This is a genomic window from Embleya sp. NPDC050154 (assembly GCF_044460165.1).
Classification (GTDB): Bacteria; Actinomycetota; Actinomycetes; order Streptomycetales; family Streptomycetaceae; genus Embleya.
Genome location: NZ_JBITJP010000006.1, coordinates 107,517 through 127,123, shown reverse-complemented (window position 1 = coordinate 127,123; position 19,607 = coordinate 107,517). Strand labels below are relative to the sequence as shown.

The window sequence follows — 19,607 nt, the reverse complement described above, 5'->3', positions numbered from 1 at the left end:
CCGCCCGCGCCCGCCGTCCGGCCCGGGGTCAGGAGCCTCCCGGCGCACCCGGTGCCTGCGGCGTCGGCGGGGCCGGCGGCGGGTTCACCGGAACCGGTGCCGGCTCGGCCGGGGCGGGCGCCGGGCCCTCCTCCGTGCCGGGTCCCGTCGCGCTCGCGATCGGCTCGCTGATCCGGATGCCCGCGTCGTCGAACGCACGCTTGAGGCGGCCGCGCAGCTCGCGCGCGACCGGCAACTCCTGGCCCGGCATGGTCTTGATCTGGACCTGGAGGACCACCGAGTCGGCGGTCACCGACTCCATTCCGACCACGTTCGCGGAGCCCCACACGCGCTCGTTCCACGGCTCGATCTCCGCCAGCGCCTCGGCGGTGGAGGCGATCACCGCGCGCACCTTGTCCACGTCCTCGTGATAGCCGACCTGGACGTCCACCTTGGCGGTGCCCCAGCCCTGGCTCTTGTTGCCGATCCGCTTGATCTCGCCGTTGCGGATGTACCAGACGGTGCCGTCCACGTCGCGCAGCTTGGTGATCCGCAGGCCCACCTCGACCACGGTGCCGGTCGCGGGGCCCGCGTCGACCAGGTCGCCCACGCCGTACTGGTCCTCCAGGATCATGAACATCCCGGACAGGAAGTCGGTGACCAGGTTGCGCGCGCCGAAGCCCAGCGCGATGCCGGCGATGCCCGCGCTGGCCAGCAACGGCGCGAGGTTGACCTTGAACTCGCCGAGCACCATCAGCCCGGCGATGCCCAGGATCACGAACGACGCGGTGCTGCGCAGCACCGAGCCGACCGTCTCGGCGCGCTGGCGGCGCCGCTCGGCGTTCAACAGGAAGCCGGTCACCGGCCGCCCGCTGCTGTCGGTGCCGCTGTTGGCCATCCGGCCGACCAGTTGGGTGATCAACTTCCTGGTCACCGCGCGCAGGATCAGCGCCACCAGGATGATCACCAGGATCCGGATCGGCGTCACCACGAGGGACTCGCCGTGCCGGTCGAACCAGGACGACACCTTGCCGTCGCTCTCGGCGACGTCGTACGACAGCAGGATTCCGGGGACGGGCGCGGACACGTACGAGACCTTTCGGACGACGAGCGGGAGACACTGCCCCCGCGAGGGGGGATCGGCTCCCCACAGTAGCCACGAGGCCGAGGGCCCTCGTGCGATACCTCTTGTTCGTACCTTCTGTCGTTGATCACCGTTATCTCACCGAACCCCCATCTCTGCCGTCTTCGTCCGCGCGCGCGTTCAGATCAAGACCGGTCCGGTCGGCCAGGAAGGACAGGGTGTCCACGGTGAGTTCGACCGTGCGCGAGACCGAGCGGGCCGCGTGGCCGACCTCGGCCTCGGCGCGCAGCAACACCGGGCGCCCGCTCGTGCTCGCGTCCTGCAGGGCCGCGCACATCTTGCGCGCGTGCAGCGGGTCGACCCGACTGTCGCCGTCGAACACGGTGAACAGCACCGCCGGGTAGCGCACGCCCGCGCGCACGTGGTGATAGGGCGAGTAGCCGAGCAGCCAGTCCAGTTCCTCGGCCACCTCGGCGCTGCCGTACTCGTCGGACCACAACCGGCCGAGCCCGAACCGCTCGTAGCGGACCATGTCCAGGAGCGGCATCGAGCAGGCCACGGCGGCGTACAACTGCGGCCGCTGGGTCAGCGCGGCGCCCACCAGCAGCCCGCCGTTGGAGCCGCCGGACGCGGCCAGCCGGTCGGGCGCGCTCCAGCCCCGGGCGGTCAGGTGCTCCGCGGCGGCGTGGAAATCGTCGAACACGCGTTGCTTGTTCCCACGCATGCCCGCACGATGCCACTCCTCGCCCTCTTCGGCGCCGCCGCGCAGATTCGCGATCGCGTACACGCCACCGGCCTCCACCCAGGCGAGCGCGCCCGCCGAGTAGGCCGGGCCGAGCGAGATGCCGAAGCCGCCGTAGCCGTACAACACGGCGGGTCGGGGCCGGTCCGGCTCGGCGGTCGGCGCGATCACGAACATCCGTACCTCGGTGCCGTCCGCCGACCGGTAGCACTCCTGGCGCACGTGCACGTCCGGCAGCGTCGCGGTGCCCGGTGCGGTGGCCCACGTGTCGATCGCGCCGGTGCGCGCGTCGTAGCGCAGCACCGCCGACGGCGCGGTGTAGTCGGACCAGCCGAACCACGCCTCGTGCCCGCCCTCGGGGTGCTCGGCCAGACCGCCGATCGAACCGGGCGAGCCGCCGGGCGTCGCCGGCCGGGCCAGCACCGCGCCGGTGGCCAGGTCGCACACGGTCAACTCGCCCACCGCGTGCCGGGTCCGGGTGACCAGCAGCGTCGGTGTGGGCGCGTGCGTGCCGTCCAGGATCGCGAAGCCGGTCAACACCGCGTCCGGGTCCTCCGCGACCAGATCGCGCCAGCCCTCGGGCCCGGGCGCCGCCGGGTCGGCCACACACAGCCGACCGCGCGGCGCGGCCAGGTCGGTGAACACGTACAACCGCCCGTCCCGGCCCACCCGCACACCGGTGAGCGCGTCCAGGCCCACCGTCACCGGCCGCAGCACCGGCCGCTCCGGCGAACCCGCGCGCAGGTCGGCCAGCCACAGGTCGTTGCGGGGCGCGGTGCCCAGCGACGCGGACACGGTGAGCCAGCGGCCGTCCCGGCTGACCCCGACACCGAAGTAGGTGGCCGGCTCGGTACCCGCGCCGAACACCTCGACGTCCGCGACCGGGTCGGTGCCCACCCGGTGCAGGTACACCCGGCGGTGGTACTGCTCCTCGCCCGCGGGCACCTCCTCCGCCGGCAACCGGCGCACCAGATAGAACGCGTCGCCGCCCGGGAGCCAGGCGATCGAGGTGTCGCGCACCCGTTCGATCGGGCCCTCGATCCGGGCGCCGGTGCGCACGTCGAGCACATACAGGCGGGATTCCTCGTCGCCGCCGGTGGAGAGCAGGTAGGCGAGCCGGTCGCCCTCGTCGGAGGGCACCCACTGGTCGAGTGTGGTGGTGCCGGTCGGGTCGATCGCGATCGGATCCACCAGCGCCCGTTCGGCGCCGTTCGGTTCGACCACGAACAACACCGCGTGCTCGCGGCCGGGGTCGCGGCGGATCAGGAAGTGCCGGTCGCCGCGCCAACAGGGCAGCCCGGTCAGGCCGGTGGCGAGCAGCTCGGCCAGCCGAGCGCGCAGCGCGTCGCGTCCGGCCAGATGGTCCACATGGGCGTGGAACCACTCGTCCTGCGCGGCGGACCACGCGCGGGTGGCCGGCGCGTCCGGGTCCTCCAGGGCGCGATAGGGATCCGGGACGGGGCGGCCGAACAGCACGTCGACCGTGTCCGCACGGGCGGCGGCGGGGGCGCGCGGGGTCTCGAAGGGGGCGTGTTCCGCGGGCTGCACAGAGCGCGTCATGGGCGCACCCTAGACGTCCGGGCCCATCGGTGCGCACGGTCACCACTCGGCCACGCGGGGCCACTCGTGCAGGTGAACGCTCTGTGACCTTGTCGATTCCTGGTAGCGCGGGGGGTATCCCGGCATGGACACTGGAGGCCGATCGTCCCCGGCGCGAGCCACGCGCTGTCGGCGTCACAGGGAGGCATACGTGCCGCATTCGCTGGTCCTCAACGCGTCGTACGAGCCCCTGTGCGTGGTGCCCGTTCGCCGCGCACTGATCCTCGTGCTGAACGACAAGGCAATGTGCCTGGAAGAGACAGGCACCATCCTGCACAGCGCCACCACCGAGATTCCCGTACCCAGTGTGATCAGACTGACCCGTTTCGTCCGCATCCCCTTTCGGGGCCAAGTACCGCTCACCCGCCGGGCGCTGTTCGCTCGCGACGGAGGGCGTTGTGTCTACTGCGGAAGCGCCGCCACCAGCGTCGACCACGTCGTCCCGCGCAGCCGGGGCGGGCAACACACGTGGGACAACGTGGTCTCGGCGTGTCGTCGCTGCAATCACGTCAAGAGCGACCGGTACATCGCCGAGTTGGGCTGGCGAATGCCGCGCCCCCCATCCCAACCCACCGGCCTGGCCTGGCGGATCCTCGGAACCGGCTTCCGTGATCCGCGCTGGGAGCCATACCTGGCGCCGTACGGTGCACAGGAAGCGGGCTTCGACCATTTCGACCAGGTCGCGAGCGCCTAGAAGGCGGCGGATTTCCTCAGGGGAGCCCGTCGCCGTTTTTGTTTCGACGGGTTCCCCCGGGGCCGCGGTCCGGAACCCGACACACCACGTCGCGTGTCGGCCGGACACGCCGACACCGGAGCCGTTCGGGTGCGATGCTCGCGGGCATGGAGGAACCACGCGTATCGCAACTGTCTCCCGAATTGGTCCGGCTCGCCTCCGCGTTCGGCGTGGCCACGGAGTATCAGGGGTGGCGCGGCGAGGTCGTGCACGCCGACCCGGCGACGGTGATAGCGGTGCTCGGTGCGCTCGGGGTGGACGCGTCGACACCCGAGAGCGCCCGGGCCGCACTCGCCGCGCACGAGGAACTGCGTCGGACCCGGCTGTTGCCGCCGGTCCTGGTGCTGCGCTCGGGCCGCGCGGCCGGATTCACCGTCAACGTGCCGGCCGGACACCGGGTCGACCTGTGGCTCGAACTGGAAAACGGCGGGATACGGCGTGACCTCGGCCCCGGACCGGACCGTGGACCGCTCGGTGACCCGGTCGGCGGGCACCGGATTCCCGGCGACCTGCCCCTGGGCTGGCACACCCTGCACGCGCGCTGCTCGCCCGAACCCGAGGAGTCGCTCGGCTCGGGCGGCGTGCCGAGCACGGGCGGCGAGGACGTCCGCGCCTCGTGCCCGGTCGCGATCACCCCGGCCGTGTTGCCCACGCCCGAGCGGCGCTCGTGGGGATACATGGTCCAGCTCTACTCGCTGCCCTCGCGCCGGTCGTGGGGAATCGGCGATCTGGCCGATCTCGCCGACCTGGCGGTGTGGTCGGCGCGCACCCAGGGCGCCGGCTTCGTGCTGGTCAACCCGCTGCACGCGGCCTCGCCGGTGCCGCCGGTGGAGGCATCGCCGTATCTACCGGTGAGCCGACGCTTCCCGGACCCGATGTACGTCCGGGTCGAGGCCATCCCCGAGTTCGCCTACCTGACCCCGGTCGAGCGCGCGGTCGCCGAGGAACTCAGGGCCGCGGCGGGGGACGGGCACGACGGCGCCGAGCACCTGGACCGGGACGCGGTACGGGTGGCCAAGCGGGAGGCGCTCGCGCTGGTCCACAAGGTGCCGCGCAGCCTGGGACGGGACGCCGACTACCGCGCGTTCGTCGCGCGCGAGGGCCAGTGGCTGACCGACTTCGCCACGTGGTGCGCGCTGGTGGAGGAGTACGGCCCGTCCTGGCGCTCCTGGCCCGAGGAACTGCACGACCCGGACGCGGCCGAGGTCGACGCCGAGCGCGAACGGCTCGCCGGCGCGATCGACTTCCACCGGTGGACCCAGTGGGTGCTGGCCGACCAGTCGCGGGCCGCGCAGGACGCGGCGACCGCCGCGGGCATGGCGGTGGGCATCGTGCACGACCTCGCGGTCGGCGTGCATCCCGACGGCGCGGACGCGTGGGTGCTGGGCTCCGAGCGCGGCGGCCGGGTGCTCGCCCTGGGCGCCACCGGCGGTGCGCCGCCGGACGCGATGAACCAGATCGGCCAGGACTGGAACCAGCCGCCGTGGCACCCGCTGCGGTTGGCCGAGGTGGGCTACGCGCCGTATCGCGAACTGTTGCGCGCGGTGTTCCGGCACGCCGGCGCGGTGCGGGTGGACCACGTACTCGGGTTGTTCCGGTTCTGGTGGGTCCCCAAGGGCAACAGCCCGGCCCAGGGCGCCTACGTGCGCTACGACCACGAGGCGATGGTCGGCATCCTGGCACTGGAGGCGCACCGCGCGGGAGCGGTGGTGATCGGCGAGGACCTGGGCACGGTGGAGCCGTGGGTGCGCACCTATCTGGCCGAGCGCGGCATCCTGGGCACGTCGGTGTTGTGGTTCGAACGCGACGACAAGGGGCGGCCGTTGCCACCGGAGCAGTGGCGGGCCGGCTCGCTGGCCACGGTGACCACGCACGACCTGCCCCCCACCGCGGCCCGGCTCGCGGGCGAGCACATCGATCTGTGGGAGCGGCTGAGCCTGCTGGTACGGGATGCGGAGACCGAACGCGCCGAAGACCTCGCCGACCGTGAGCAGTGGCTCGAACTGCTGCGCCGGCGCGGCTACCTGCGGCCCGGCGCGGGCGAGCGGGAGACGATCGAGGCCCTGCACCGACTGCTCGCCGCGACGCCGTGCCGACTGCTGGGCGTGTGGCTGCCGGACGGGGTCGGCGATCGCCGACCGCAGAACCTGCCGGGCACCTGGAACCAGTACCCGAACTGGTTGTTGCCGGTGGCCGACGGCGAGGGCCGGCACGTCTACCTGGAGGACCTGCCGGTCAACCCGCGCGCGGTGTCGCTGGCCCGGGCGTTTCGCGGCCTGTAGAGGGCGGACGCGCCGAAGCTGCCGACCGGGTGCGGACCCGGTCGGCGGCTTCGGTCGAACGTCAGTGCTTCTTCTTGATGATGTCCGGAAGCATCACGAGACCCGCGATGATCAGGAAGGACAGGATCGGGATGCCGACGAAGATCCCGAGGGTCTCGCCGATACCCAGCTTGGGAGCCGGGTCGTCGCCGTCGTCGCGGACGTTCGCGAACGCCGGCGCCGAAATCAGCGACATGAGCGTGACAACGGCCGACACGGCCCCGGCGCGAAGTGCATTCCTGTTCACCACGAAACCCACGCTACCGGGCGCACACCCACACCCGCGCACCGGGTTGACCCTTCCGTGCAAACCGACCACCACCGGCCTCGACCGCCACCCGCCGGCGTCGACCGCCGGCCGGGCTGATCAACAGCCCGGCCGGCGTTCGAGGCCAAGTAGCCCGGCCGGCGCTCGACGTCGAGGCAAAGGCCGGGCCGCAGGCCGGCAACCCGCGCCGCACGGCTAACGTGTGTCGCGCGCCCGCGCCCGAAGCGCCCGGGCCACCCCGTCGCGGCTCTCCACCACCAGGCGCCGCAGCCCGGCCGGGTGTTCCGCCGCCGCGAGCCACGCGTCGGTGCGGTCCAGGGTGTCGGCGGTGACCTGGAGGGTCGGGTACAGGCCGATCACGATCTGCTGGGCGATCTCGTTGGTGCGGGTCTTCCACACGTCCGCGATCGCGGCGAAGTACCGGTCGGTGTAGGTCGCGAGCAGGTCGCGCTGGGCCGGCTGGACGAAGCCGCCGATCACCGCCGCCTGGATCGCGTTGGGCAGCGCGTCGGATTCGACCACCGAAGCCCACGCCTCGTCCTTGGCCGCGGCGGTCGGTCGCGCCGCGCGGCAGGCCGCCGCGTGCCGCTGTCCGGCCGCGGTCGAGTCCCGCTCCACCTCGGCGTCCACGTCGGCGTCGGTCGCCACGCCCGTCGCGGACAACCGCAGCAGCAGCGCCCAGCGCAGGTCCGCGTCGACGGCCAGGCCCTCGACCCGCTCCCCGCCGTCCAGCAGCCCGCGCAGGAGCTGCAGGTGGTCCTGCCGCGCGGCCACCGACGCCAGGCAGCGGGCCCAGGCGAGCTGGTGGTCGCTGCCCGGCTCGGCCGCGCGCAGGAACCGCTCGGCCGCCACCGCGAGTTCGGCCAGCGAGCGCTCGCGGTGCGCCGGGTCGGCGTACAACTCCAGCGCGCTGGTGACCTGGCGCTGGAGCGACTGGACGATGTTGATGTCCTTCTCGCCGCCCGCGCCGGCCAGCACCAGCTTGAGGTAGTCGCGCGTCGCCATCTCCGCGTCGCGCGTCATGTCCCACGCGGCCGCCCAGCACAGCGCGCGCGGCAGCGGGTCGACGAACTCGCCGATCGCGTCGGTGACGAACGCGAGCGACTCCTCGTCGAGCCGGATCTTGGTGTAGGTCAGGTCGTCGTCGTTGAGCAGCACGACGGCCGGCCTGGTCAGGCCGACCAGGTCCGCGACCTCGGTCCGGGCGCCGGTGATGTCCAGCTCCAGGCGGTGGGTGCGGACCAGGCCCGCGTCGGTGCGGTCGTAGAAGCCGATCGCGATCCGGTGCGAGCGCAGCGTCGGCCACTCCCGCGGAGCCTCCTGGAGCACCGCGAACGAGGTGATCAGGCCGTCCGAGGAGGTCTCGATCGCGGGCCGCAGCGTGTTCACGCCGGCGGTCTCCAGCCACTCGCGCGACCACGCCTTCAGGTCCCGGCCCGAGGTCTCCTCCAGTGCGCCGAGCAGGTCGGCCAGCCGGCTGTTGCCCCACGCGTGCCTCTTGAAGTACGTCCGCACGCCCGCGAAGAAGTTCTCGCTGCCCACGTAGGCGACCAGTTGCTTGAGCACCGAGGCGCCCTTGGCGTAGGTGATCCCGTCGAAGTTGACCTCGACGTCCTCCAGGTCCCGGATGTCCGCGAAGATCGGGTGCGTGGACGGCAGTTGGTCCTGCCGGTAGGCCCAGGTCTTCATCCGGTTGCCGAACGTGGCCCACGCGTGCGACCAGCGGGTCACCTCGGCCTGGCAGCGCACCGACGCGTAGGTGGCGAACGACTCGTTCAGCCACAGGTCGTCCCACCACTGCATGGTGACCAGGTCGCCGAACCACATGTGCGCGAGCTCGTGCAGGATGGTCTCGGCACGCGTCTCGTAGGACGTGTCGGTGACCTTCGAGCGGAAGACGTAGTCCTCCAGGATCGTCACGCAGCCCGCGTTCTCCATCGCGCCCGCGTTGTACTCGGGCACGAAGAGCTGGTCGTACTTCGCGAACGGGTACGGGAAGTCGAACTGCTTCAGGAAGTAGTCGAAGCCCTGCTTGGTGACGTCGAAGATGTTGTCCGCGTCCAGGAACGGCGCGAGCGAGGCTCGGCAGTACACGCCGAGCGGGACGACGGTGCCGTCCTCGGCCGTATAGCTGTCCTGGACCGCGTGGTAGTGGCCCGCCACCAGCGCGGTGATGTACGTGGAGATCCGCGGGGTCGGCTCGAACGCCCACACCGAGGTGCCGTCGGCGCCGGCCGAGGGCTCGGGGGTGGGTGAGCAGGAGACCACGTGCCAGTCGCTCGGGGCACTGATCGTGAAGGCGAAGGTGGCCTTCAGATCCGGCTGTTCGAAGTTGGCGAACACCCGGCGCGCGTCAGCCACCTCGAACTGGGTGTAGAGGTAGGTCTTGTCGTCGACCGGGTCGACGAAGCGGTGCAGGCCCTCGCCGGTGTTCATGTACGCGCAGGACGCGACGACGCGCAGCTCGTTGCTCTCGGCGAGGTCGGTCAGCGCGATCCGGCTGTCCGCGTACACCGAGGAGACGTCGAGCGCCTTGCCGTTGAGGGTGATCTCGTGCACCTCGGGGGCGACCAGATCGACGAACGTCGTCGCGCCGGGCTCGGTACACCCGAACCTCAGCACGGTCGTGGACGGGAACGTCGCACCGGTGCCGGTCAGGTCGAGGGTGATGTCGTACGAGTCGACGGACAGTATCCGAGCCCGCTCGCGGGCTTCGTCACGCGTCAGATTGGTACCGGGCACGCTGCGCTCCTTGTGGGATGGGCGCCGCCGGGAAGGGGCGGCCGACGGATCGGACCCCGCCCGGGATGACGGCGGGGTCCGCGAAGGTTTTTCAGTTCCGCTGGTCGCGCTTTCGAGCCTTGAGCGCACGCGCCACGTCGTCGCGGCATTCCAGCACCAGCCGGCGCAGCGCCGGCACCGGCTCGGCCGCGGCCAGCCAGTCGTCGGTCCGGCGCAGCGTGTCGGCGTCGACTCGACCCGACGGGTACAGGCCGACCACGATCCGGCGGGCGATCTCGATCGAACGGTCCCGCCAGACCGGCGCGAGCGCGGCGAAGTAGCGGTCGGTGTACGGCTCGGTCAGCTCTTCCTGGCCGGGCGTGGCGAAGCCCGCGATCACCGCGTTGAGCATCGCGTTGGGCAGCTCGTCGGTCTCCACCACGAGCCGCCACGCCTCGGCCTTGGCCGCCGCGGTGGGTCGCGCGGCCCGGCACTCGATCGCGTGCCGGCGGCCCGCAGCGGTGCCGTCGCGCTCGACCTCGGCGGTGATGTCGGGCTCGTCGGCGGCGCCGCCCGCGCACAACGCGCGCAACAGCACCCAGCGCAGCTCGGTGTCCACCGCCAGCCCGGCGATCTCGGCGTCACCGGTCAACAGGTCGCGCAGGAAGGAGAGTTCCTCGGTGGTCGAGGACGCCGAGGCCAGGCAACGGGCCCAGGCCAGTTGGTGGTCGCCGCCGACCGGTGCGGCCCTGAGCTCGGCCAGCGCACCGGCCGCGAGCAGGCGCAGGCCCTCGGCCCGGAACGCGGGGTCGGTGTAGCGGTCCAGGCCGGTCTTGACCTGCACCTGAAGCTTTTGCACCACGCCCACGTCGCTCTCCCGGCCGGCGTGCCGCAGCACCAGCGCCAGATACTCGCTCGCGGGCAGCTCGCCGTCCCGGGTCATGTCCCAGGCCGCGCCCCAGCACAGGGCGCGGGCGAGCGAGGAGTCCAGCTCGCCGAGCGAGTCGAGCAGGGCCTGCCACGACCGCGCGTCGAAGCGCACCTTCGCGTAGGTGAGGTCGTCGTCGTTGAGCAGGATCAGCGGGGTGCGGGCGCGGCCGACCAGCTCGGGCACCTCGGTGCGCGCGCCGACCACGTCCACCTCGACCCGGGCGACGCGTTCGGCGCCGTCGTACAGGCCGATCGCGATCCGGTGCGGACGCAGTGTGGGGAACCCCGGGGCGGCCTCCTGGAGCACCGCGAACGAGGTGATCACGCCGTCCGCGTCGGTCTCGATCGCGGGCCGCAGCGTGTTCACGCCGGAGGTCTCCAGCCAGTCCGCCGACCAGGACTTGAGGTCGCGACCGGAGGTCTCCTCCAGGGCGGAGAGGAAGTCGGCGAGCGTGGTGTTGCCCCACGCGTGCCGCTTGAAGTAGGACCGGGCACCCGCGAAGAACTCGTCCTCGCCCACGTAGGCGACCAGTTGCTTGAGCACCGAGGCGCCCTTGGCGTAGGTGATTCCGTCGAAGTTGAGCTTGGCGTCCTCCAGGTCGTTGATCACCGCCACGATCGGGTGGGTGGTGGGCAACTGGTCCTGGCGGTACGCCCAGTCCTTGCGTCGCGCGGCGAAGCTGGTCCACGCGTCGGTCCAGCGGGTGGCCGCGCCCTGCGAGTAGGAGCCCATGAAGTCCGCGAAGGACTCCTTCAGCCACAGGTCGTCCCACCAGCGCGGGGTGACCAGGTCGCCGAACCACATGTGGGCCATCTCGTGCAGGATCACGTTGGCGCGGTTCTCGTACGCCGAGTCGGTGACCTTGGAGCGGAAGACGAAGTCCTCGGTGAAGGTGACCGCGCCCGGGTTCTCCATCGCGCCGAGGTTGTACTCGGGCACGAAGAGCTGGTCGTACTTGCCGAACGGGTACGGGAAGTCGAACCGGTCGTGGAACAGGTCCAGACCCTGCCGGGTGACCTCGAAGATCTCCTCGTGGTCGAAGGCGTCGGCCAGCGACGCGCGGCAGAACCCGCCGAGCGGGACGACGAGGCCGTCGGGGCCGGTGTAGGTGTCGAAGACCGCGTGGTAGGGACCGGCCACGACCGCCGTCAGGTAGGTGGAGATGCGCGGCGTCGGCGCGAAGTCCCAGCGGGCGACCCCGTCGCGGACCGGCACCGGGTCCGGCGTGGTCGAGTTCGAGACCACGTGCCAGTCGGCCGGCGCGGTCACCGAGAAGCGGAACGCGGCCTTGAGGTCCGGCTGTTCGAAGTTCGCGAACACCCGGCGCGAGTCGGCCGGCTCGTACTGGGTGTAGAGGTAGACCCGCTCGTCGACCGGGTCGACGAAGCGGTGCAGGCCCTCGCCGGTGCGGCTGTAGGCGCACGACGCGAGCACACGCAGTTCGTTGGCGCCCTCGACCAGGTCGTCCAGCAGCACCCGGGTGCCGTCGAAGACCTGCGCGGGGTCGAGCTCGCGGCCGTTGAGCACGACCTCGTGTACGTGCGGGGCGAGCAGATCCACGAACGTGGCCGCACCCGCCTCTCGGCATCCGAAACGGAGCACCGTCTCGGAGCGGAACGTCTCCGTGCTGTCGGTGCTGACGTCGAGCCTGACGTCGTAGTCCTCGACGCTCAGGATCCGGGCCCGCGTGCGGGCCTCCTCGCGGGTCAGGTTCCTGCCGGGCACTGGATCACTCCCTGGTTGGCTGCGGTCCCGGCCGATCCTTTCACGGCGGGGGCGACGGTGTCGGCCCGGTTTCCCGGCCGGATTCGCGGCGGCGGGGACGCCGTCGGTCGGGGTGGGCGCGCGGCGCCGCGGGATTGTCCCGGTCGGCAGGAATGGCACGGTGCCCTCGCGGGTTGCACAGCATCGACGGCCGGCCCGCCGTCCGGCGTTCGGCCACGCGCACGGCGCGGTCGGGCGCGAGGCACCGCGCACCAGGTATCAGGATCGAGAGGAACCCCGCTGTGACCACCAAGGACGACGGATCCGCCCGCGACATAGCGCACTTTTGGTTCGACCCGCTGTGTCCGTGGGCGTGGATGACCTCCCGCTGGATGCTCGAGGTGGAGAAGATCCGCCCTGTGGACGTGCAGTGGCACGTGATGAGCCTGTCCGTGCTCAACAGCGGCCGGGACGACATCCCGGACGCGTACAAGGAGATGCTGGAGCGGGGCTGGGGGCCGGTGCGCGTGTGCATCGCCGCCGAGCAGCGCTTCGGCAACGAGGTGCTGCTGCCGCTGTACACCGCGCTGGGCACCCGCCGACACCCGGGTGGTGAGGAGTTCACACGCGAGGTGATCGAGGCCGCGCTCACCGAGGCCGGGCTGCCCACCGAACTCGCCGACGCCGCCGACTCGACCGAGTACGACGAGGCGCTGATCAAGTCGCACCACGACGGCATGGACCGGGTGGGCATGGACGTCGGCACCCCGGTGATCAGCGTCAACGGCGTGTCGTTCTTCGGCCCGGTGGTGACGCCGGCGCCCAAGGGCGAGGACGCGGGCAAGCTCTGGGACGGTGTGGTGCTGGTCGCGGGCACGCCGGGCTTCTTCGAGATCAAGCGCACCCGGGACCAGGGGCCGATCTTCGACTGACCGACTCGACCGGCTTCGACTGACCGGATGAAACCTGCCGGCGTCGACCGGAAACCGCTACAAAACAAAGCAAAGCTAATTAATCTGGATAAATGACGGCTCCGGAACGCCAGAGCAGCGTGATCCACACCTCCCGAACCGGGCGGCCGGATCCGTGCACGCCCAACGGCAACGCCCCCTACGGGTCCCGCATGCCGCGGCTGCGCGACCGCGCGCTCGCCTTCGGGCTGCGCGCGGTCGTGCCGCTGTGGCGGTGCGTGGGACTGCGGATGGGGGCAGCCTCGCTGCGGCACTACCTGGTCGGGCGCGGCGCGCCGTTCGTGATCGACCCGACCCAGCCGCTGCGGGCCAAGCCGTTCCGCCGCGCGGCGCTCACCCACTTCGAGGAGTGGTGGGCGCTCGCGGCGATCCGCTGGCACGACAGCGGGGGCCTGGAGAGCGTCTTCGAGACCACCACGCACTGGCACGGCGTGCTGATCCGGCGCGGTGACGACACCGACTGGTGGCTGGCCATGCGTGGTCTCCAGTACCGGATCACCGGCCGGATCGAGGTGCTGCCCGGCACCACCTCGGTCCCGGGCTCGCCGGTGCTGCCCGACGTGCGCCTGGTGTATCGGGTCGAGGTCTACAAGGACTGGGGCTTCGACAAGGGTCAGGGCGAGTACGGGGTGTCCTTCACTCCGCTCGCGCGCCTGCACGAGGTCGGCCTGGCCCGCGAGTTCCCGGTCACCGGCCGCAGTGGCGACCTGGTGTGGACGTCGAACGGCCCACACGGACGCACGGATCCGTCCATGTTCTGAGCGGGCCCGCCGAGCGGCCGATGCGCCCGGGCGCGGGTTCTCGGGCCGGCTCTGTGTATTGCACACGTGTCGACGTACGCTCGGCTGCGTCCCAGTGACGAGCGGCGAGGAGTCCGGCGGCATGACCAAGGCTTACGACACGATCTACATCGACGGCGCGTGGACGGCTCCCTCGTCGAGCGAGACCATCGAGGTCGTCGACCCGAACACCGAGGGGATCGTGGCGACCGTGCCGCAGTGCACGCCCGCCGACGTGGACCTGGCCGTGGCCGCGGCCAGGCGCGCCTTCCCCGGGTGGGCGGCGACGCCGCCGGCCGAGCGGGCCGCGCTGCTCGCGAAGGCGCGGGACCTGCTCGCCGAGCGCTCGGCCGAGATGGCCGAGGTGATCGTCGCGGACATGGGCGCGCCCGCCGCACTGGTCGAGCGGGTGCACCTGGGTCTGCCGCTGGTCGTGCTGGGCAGCTACGTCAAGCTCGCCGACGAGTTCCCGTGGGAGGAGAACATCGGCTCCTCGCTGGTGGTGCGCGAACCGGTCGGAGTGGTCGGCGCGATCACCCCGTGGAACTTCCCGTTGCACCAGATCACCAACAAGCTCGGCCCGGCGCTGGTCGCGGGCTGCACCGTGGTGCTCAAGGCCAGCGAGGTCGCGCCGCAGGCCGCCCACCTGTTCTTCGAGATCCTGCACGACGCGGGCTTCCCGGCGGGCGTGGTCAACCTGGTCTCCGGCACCGGACCGGTGGTCGGCGAGGCCATCGCGGCCCACCCGGACGTCGACATGGTCTCGTTCACCGGCTCGACCAGGGCCGGCACGCGCGTGTCCGAACTCGCCTCGGCGACGGTCAAGCGGGTCGCGCTCGAACTCGGCGGCAAGTCCGCCAACGTGATCCTGCCCGGCGCCGACCTGGAGAAGGCGGTGCGCGCGGGCGTGGGCGGCGCGTACCTCAACAGCGGGCAGACGTGCAGCGCGCCGACCCGGATGCTGGTGCACCGCGACGACCTGCCGCGCGCGGTCGAGTTGGCCGCGGAGACCGCGACGGCGATGACCGGAAAGCTCGGCCCGCTGGTCAACGCGACCCAGTTCGAGCGGGTGCGCGGCTACATCGCCAAGGGCATCGAGGAGGGCGCGACCCTGGTGGCCGGCGGCCCGGAACTGCCCGAGGGCGTCGAGAGCGGCTACCACGTGCGGCCCACGGTCTTCTCCGACGTCACCAGCGAGATGACCATCGCGCGCGAGGAGATCTTCGGCCCGGTGTTGTCGATCCTGGCCTACGACACCGAGGAGGAGGCCGAGCGGATCGCCAACGACACCCCCTACGGTCTCGCCGGCGCGGTGTGGGGGCCCAGCCGCGAGGCCGCGGTCGCGTTCGCCCGCAGGATGCGCACCGGCCAGGTGGAGATCAACGGCGGGGCGTTCAACCCGCTTGCCCCGTTCGGCGGTTACAAGCAGTCCGGCAACGGGCGCGAACTGGGTCGATTCGGCCTGGAGGAGTACCTGGAGGTCAAGTCGCTGCAACTGTGACGCTCGGCCGAACGCTGTCGGTGGTGCTCGACACGGTGCTTTCGGTGGCGCTCGACAATGTTCGGATCGATACGTTGTCGGGCACCGCCGTGATCGTTCGATGTCCGATTGGTTAAGTTCACAGGGTCCCGCAACACAAGAGTGTGGAGTCAGCTGTGAGTACTGCCCTTCTCGACGCGCGCCGCCCCGTCCTGGCCGACCTGATCCCGGCCCGGGTCTTCAAAGGCGCCGCCGTGCGCGACGCCGCGCTGGTCGTCGGCGCGTCCGCGTTCGTCGGCCTCGCCGCCCAGATCTCCGTCCCGGTGCCCGGCTCGCCGGTCCCGGTGACCGCGCAGACCTTCGCCGTGCTGCTCGCCGGCAGCGCGCTCGGCGCCTGGCGCGGGCTCGCCGCGATGGTGCTCTATCTGGGTCTGGGCGCGGCGGGCATGCCGTGGTTCGCGGAGGGCACCTCCGGCACCGGCTTCCCGACCCTGGGCTACGTGTTCGGCATGGTGCTCGCCGCCGCCGCGGCCGGCTTCCTGGCCCAGCGCGGCACCGACCGCAGCCCGCTGCGCACCGTCGGCACGATGGTGCTGGGCAACGCGGTGATCTACGCGGCCGGCCTCACCTACCTCGCGCACGACCTCGGCATCTCGATGTCCAAGGCGTACGAGATCGGCATGCAGAACTACCTCTTCGGCGACGCGGTCAAGATCCTGCTCGCGACGGCGCTGCTGCCCACCGCGTGGAAGCTGGTCGGCCGGCGCGGCTGACGCCCCGTCACCGGTCGGGCCCCGTTTCCCCGTCAGGGGAGGCGGGGTCCGATTTTTTTGGCGAGCGGCACCCGCGGACGCCTACTCTCGTCCCATGAGACCGGGGGCAACCAAGCGCATCGCCATCAGCGGAACCGTCGTCGCGTTCCTGATCGTGGCCGGACTGGGCAACCAGTGGGTGTTCAAGGAGTCGTGGGGCGAGAGCAGCGACAGCGACAAGTGGTACATGGTGCTGCTGCGGATCATCGGCCATCCGCTGTGGATCGCGGACAAGGGCGAACTCGGTGACGAGTTCCGGGTCAGCTTCACCACCAAGGACGTCACCGCCGGCTATGTCGGCATCGCGGTGCTGTTCGTGGTGGTCGCGGCGGTGCTCGCGCTCGGTGCGCGCGGCCTGAGCGAGCGTGCCGGCGGCTTCGTGGCGTTCGTGGTCGGCTGGTTCTCGCTGGTGCTCGGCGGCGCGCTGCACTCGCTGACCGTCTTCACGATCGTGCACGACGAGGCCGGGCGCAGGCGCGGCGTCTCGGGCTTCCAGGACGCGATGACCACGATCCAGGCCGGCGCCTACTTCGGGCTGCTCACCGGCTGGCTGGTGGGCCTGGCCGCGGCGGCCGGCTACGTGGCGGCGCGCGGGGCGGCGAGCCCGGCAGGTTACCCGCCGCCCCCGATGACCGTCTACGGCCAAGCCGGCGCGTACGGCCCGCCCGGCGCCCCCGGCAACCTCGCCTTCGGCCTCCCGCCGCAGTCGCCCTACGGTGCCCCCACCACCATCAGGCCCGCGGGCCCGCCGCCCACCGCGCCGCCTCGGCCGACCGGTGCGCCGGACACGCCACCCGGTGGATACCGGCCCTGATGGGACGTTCGGGACCGAGCCTGAGAGACTGCGGCCCATGCGCGTTTACCTCGGCTCCGACCATGCCGGCTACGACCTCAAGCAGCACCTCATCGCGTGGCTCGACGCCAACGGCCACGAGGCCGTCGACTGCGGCCCGGCCGTACAGGCCGACTCCTACGACTACCCCGTGTTCTGCCTGCGGGCCGGCGAGCGGGTGGCCGCCGACCCGGGCAGCCTCGGCGTCGTGCTCGGCGGCTCCGGCAACGGCGAGGCGATCGCGGCGAACAAGGTCAAGGGGGTGCGCTGCGCCCTGGTGTGGAGCCAGGAGACCGCGTCGCTGGCCCGCGAGCACAACAACGCGAACGTGATCTCGATGGGCGCGCGCATGCACTCGCTCGACGAGGCGACGAAGTTCCTCGAGGTCTTCGTGAACACCCCGTACAGCGAGGCCGAGCGGCACACCCGCCGGATCAACATGCTCACCAAGTACGAGAACACCGGCGAACTGCCGACCCTGCCGTAGCCCGAGGCCGCTCCGCCGGCGCCCCCGATCGGTCCGTCCGGTCGGGGGCGCCGCCATGTCGGTGCGGATCGGTAACGTGGAGGCGTCACACCACCGCGCATCCACCACCGGGTTTCACCACCGAATCCACCACTTCGCATTCGTCGCCGCACTGGAGGCCGCGTGCCCGAGGGCCACACCATCCACCGTCTCGCCACCGCCCACCAGGAGCGCTTCGGCGGACTGCCGCTGCGGCTGAGCAGCCCGCAGGGCCGATTCGCGGAGAGCGCGGCGCTGCTCGACGGGGAGCCCCTGGTCGCCACCGACGCGCACGGGAAGCACCTGTTCCTGGAGTTCTCCGGCGAGCGCTACATCCACGTGCATCTGGGCCTGTACGGACAGTTCTCCTTCGGCGAGGGCGACAAGCTGCCCGACCCGGTCGGCCAGGTCCGGCTGCGGCTGGCCGCGAAGGTGCCGGGCGGCGCGGCCTGGGCCGACCTGCGCGGCCCCACCGCCTGCCGACTGCTGGACCGGGCCGAGAAGGACGCGGTGCACGCCCGGCTGGGCCCCGACCCGCTGCGGGCGGACGCGGACCCGGCGGCGGCGTGGCAGCGGATCCAACGCAGCGCGAAGCCGATCGGCGCGCTGCTGATGGAGCAGAACGTGCTCGCGGGCGTGGGCAACGTCTACCGCGCCGAGGTGCTGTTCCGGTTCGGCGTCGATCCCCGACTGGCGGGCAACCGGCTCGCGCGGGAGACCTGGGACGCGATGTGGGCCGACCTGGTGCTGCTGATGCGCGAGGGCGTGCTGTCGGGCCGGATCGACACCGTGCGCCCCGAGCACACCCCCGAGGCGATGGGGCGCGAGCCGCGCAAGGACGACCACGGTGGCGAGGTGTACGTCTACCGGCGCACCGACATGCCGTGTTTGGTGTGTGAAACCCCGGTCAAGACCGCCGAGTTGGTCGGCCGGAATCTGTTCTGGTGTCCCACCTGTCAGCCGTCGGCGTAACCTCCGATTGGTGACCGTTCGGTAGTGTCGCGGGGTGGCCGCGCCGACAAGCAGAGGAAACCGGGCAAGCCGGACCGGGAGGCGCGCGACACTCGTGCGCTCGGGCCGGCGCGTCGCGACCTGGCTGCGGCATCGGGTCTTCCCCTCCGACGGGTTCGCCCTGGCCGGACTGCTGGCCGCGGTCACCGCGTGCGGCCTGCTCTCGGATGTGAACGCGTCGTGGTTCCCGGCCACGATGACGGCGCTGCCGATCCTGGTCGGCGGGTTGGTGCTGCGGATGCCCAGCCTGCTCCTGCTGTACGCGGCCACCGCCGGCGTACTGGTCGCGCAGCACCAGGTGCACGACCCGGAAGAGGTCACCGCGGGCACCATCGTGGTGGTCGGGGCGATCGCGGGCATCGTGCTGCTGATGGCCCGGATGCGGACCCGCCTGGGCGTGCAGTGGACGCGTGGCGAGTCGATGTTGTTCGACCTGCGGGACCGGTTGCGGGCCCAGGGCGAGATGCCGGTGCTGCCGCCGCAGTGGCATACCGAGGTGGTGCTGCGACCGGCCGGTGGGCAGTCGTTCTCCGGCGACTTCCTGGTCGCCTCCCGCGGCGCGGGCGGCGGGCGGGTGCTCGAGGTGGTGCTGGTCGACGTCTCCGGCAAGGGGCTGGCCGCGGGCACGCGCGCGTTGATGTTGTCCGGCGCGTTCGGCGGGCTGCTCGGCTCGTTGCCCCCGCACGGTTTCCTGCCGGCGGCGAACGACTACCTGTTGCGCCAGGAGTGGGCGGAGGGCTTCGCGACGGCGGTGCACGTCGTGCTCGACCTGGAGTCGGGCGAGTACGAGTTGATCTCGGCGGGACACCCTCCGGGCGTGCACTGGGACGCGGGCTCCGGGCGCTGGCACGTGATCGAGGCGGTCGGCCCGCTCCTGGGGGTGATCGAGGACGCGACCTTCGAGGGCGTCAAGGGCCGGCTGGGCACCGGCGACGCGCTCCTGTTGTTCACCGACGGCATGGTGGAGATGCCCGGCGAGGACATCGCCACCGGCATCGACCGTTTCCTCGGTGAGGCCGAGCGGCTGGTCCGGGACGACTTCCACGACGCGGCGCGCCGGATCGTGGCGGCGGCCGGGCGCAACGTGGGCGACGACCGCGCGGTGGTGCTGCTGCGCCGGCGCTGAGGTCGGCCG

15 protein-coding genes are annotated in these 19,607 nt (G+C 71.8%); 10 read left to right on the top strand and 5 right to left on the bottom strand.

Annotated elements, in window-relative coordinates:
• Positions 1-28: 28 nt before the first annotated feature.
• Complete coding sequence (locus tag ACIBSV_RS15250; RefSeq protein WP_395862999.1) at positions 29-1,066, bottom strand: mechanosensitive ion channel family protein; 1,038 nt, start codon at positions 1,064-1,066, stop codon at positions 29-31.
• Positions 1,067-1,196: 130 nt separating this feature from the next.
• Complete coding sequence (locus tag ACIBSV_RS15245; RefSeq protein WP_395862997.1) at positions 1,197-3,365, bottom strand: prolyl oligopeptidase family protein; 2,169 nt, start codon at positions 3,363-3,365, stop codon at positions 1,197-1,199.
• A 190-nt stretch (positions 3,366-3,555) separates the two neighbouring features.
• Here ACIBSV_RS15245 and ACIBSV_RS15240 point away from each other — a divergent pair, with 190 nt between their 5' ends.
• Together ACIBSV_RS15240 and malQ are read left to right on the top strand one after the other, a co-directional pair.
• Complete coding sequence (locus tag ACIBSV_RS15240; protein ID WP_126642612.1) at positions 3,556-4,098, top strand: HNH endonuclease; 543 nt, start codon at positions 3,556-3,558, stop codon at positions 4,096-4,098.
• Positions 4,099-4,244: 146 nt separating this feature from the next.
• Entirely contained in the window at positions 4,245-6,419 is a 2,175-nt protein-coding gene (malQ, locus tag ACIBSV_RS15235; protein WP_395862994.1) for a 4-alpha-glucanotransferase, read from the top strand.
• A 61-nt stretch (positions 6,420-6,480) separates the two neighbouring features.
• Here malQ and ACIBSV_RS15230 read toward each other — a convergent pair whose 3' ends face one another.
• From ACIBSV_RS15230 to pepN (ACIBSV_RS15220), 3 genes are all read right to left on the bottom strand, one after another.
• Complete coding sequence (locus ACIBSV_RS15230; RefSeq protein WP_395862992.1) at positions 6,481-6,654, bottom strand: hypothetical protein; 174 nt, start codon at positions 6,652-6,654, stop codon at positions 6,481-6,483.
• Positions 6,655-6,921: 267 nt separating this feature from the next.
• A complete protein-coding gene (gene pepN, locus ACIBSV_RS15225) occupies positions 6,922-9,468 on the bottom strand; it encodes an aminopeptidase N (RefSeq protein WP_395862991.1) in 2,547 nt (848 codons plus the stop codon).
• Between the two features lie 91 nt (positions 9,469-9,559).
• Entirely contained in the window at positions 9,560-12,103 is a 2,544-nt protein-coding gene (pepN, locus tag ACIBSV_RS15220; protein WP_395862989.1) for an aminopeptidase N, read from the bottom strand.
• A gap of 281 nt (positions 12,104-12,384) precedes the next feature.
• Between pepN (ACIBSV_RS15220) and ACIBSV_RS15215 the strand changes: the two genes are divergently transcribed.
• The 8 genes from ACIBSV_RS15215 to ACIBSV_RS15180 all read left to right on the top strand — a co-directional run bounded on the left by ACIBSV_RS15215 (position 12,385) and on the right by ACIBSV_RS15180 (position 19,598).
• Positions 12,385-13,014, top strand: a complete 630-nt coding sequence (locus tag ACIBSV_RS15215; RefSeq protein WP_395862987.1) for a disulfide bond formation protein DsbA — start codon at positions 12,385-12,387, stop codon at positions 13,012-13,014.
• A gap of 92 nt (positions 13,015-13,106) precedes the next feature.
• Positions 13,107-13,814: a hypothetical protein gene (locus tag ACIBSV_RS15210; RefSeq protein ID WP_395862985.1), complete on the top strand. Its 708-nt coding sequence runs from the start codon at positions 13,107-13,109 to the stop codon at positions 13,812-13,814.
• Positions 13,815-13,935: 121 nt separating this feature from the next.
• Positions 13,936-15,333, top strand: a complete 1,398-nt coding sequence (locus tag ACIBSV_RS15205) for an aldehyde dehydrogenase family protein (RefSeq protein ID WP_395862984.1) — start codon at positions 13,936-13,938, stop codon at positions 15,331-15,333.
• Between the two features lie 155 nt (positions 15,334-15,488).
• Positions 15,489-16,085: a biotin transporter BioY gene (locus ACIBSV_RS15200; RefSeq protein WP_395862982.1), complete on the top strand. Its 597-nt coding sequence runs from the start codon at positions 15,489-15,491 to the stop codon at positions 16,083-16,085.
• A 94-nt stretch (positions 16,086-16,179) separates the two neighbouring features.
• Entirely contained in the window at positions 16,180-16,938 is a 759-nt protein-coding gene (locus ACIBSV_RS15195; RefSeq protein WP_395862980.1) for a hypothetical protein, read from the top strand.
• A gap of 37 nt (positions 16,939-16,975) precedes the next feature.
• Positions 16,976-17,443 (top strand): ribose-5-phosphate isomerase, encoded by a 468-nt coding sequence (locus ACIBSV_RS15190; RefSeq protein WP_395862978.1) that lies wholly within the window; start codon positions 16,976-16,978, stop codon positions 17,441-17,443.
• Between the two features lie 162 nt (positions 17,444-17,605).
• On the top strand, positions 17,606-18,433 hold the full coding sequence (locus tag ACIBSV_RS15185; RefSeq protein WP_395862976.1) for an Fpg/Nei family DNA glycosylase: 828 nt from the start codon (positions 17,606-17,608) through the stop codon (positions 18,431-18,433).
• A gap of 94 nt (positions 18,434-18,527) precedes the next feature.
• A complete protein-coding gene (locus ACIBSV_RS15180; RefSeq protein WP_395862974.1) occupies positions 18,528-19,598 on the top strand; it encodes a PP2C family protein-serine/threonine phosphatase in 1,071 nt (356 codons plus the stop codon).
• Positions 19,599-19,607 lie beyond the last annotated feature (9 nt).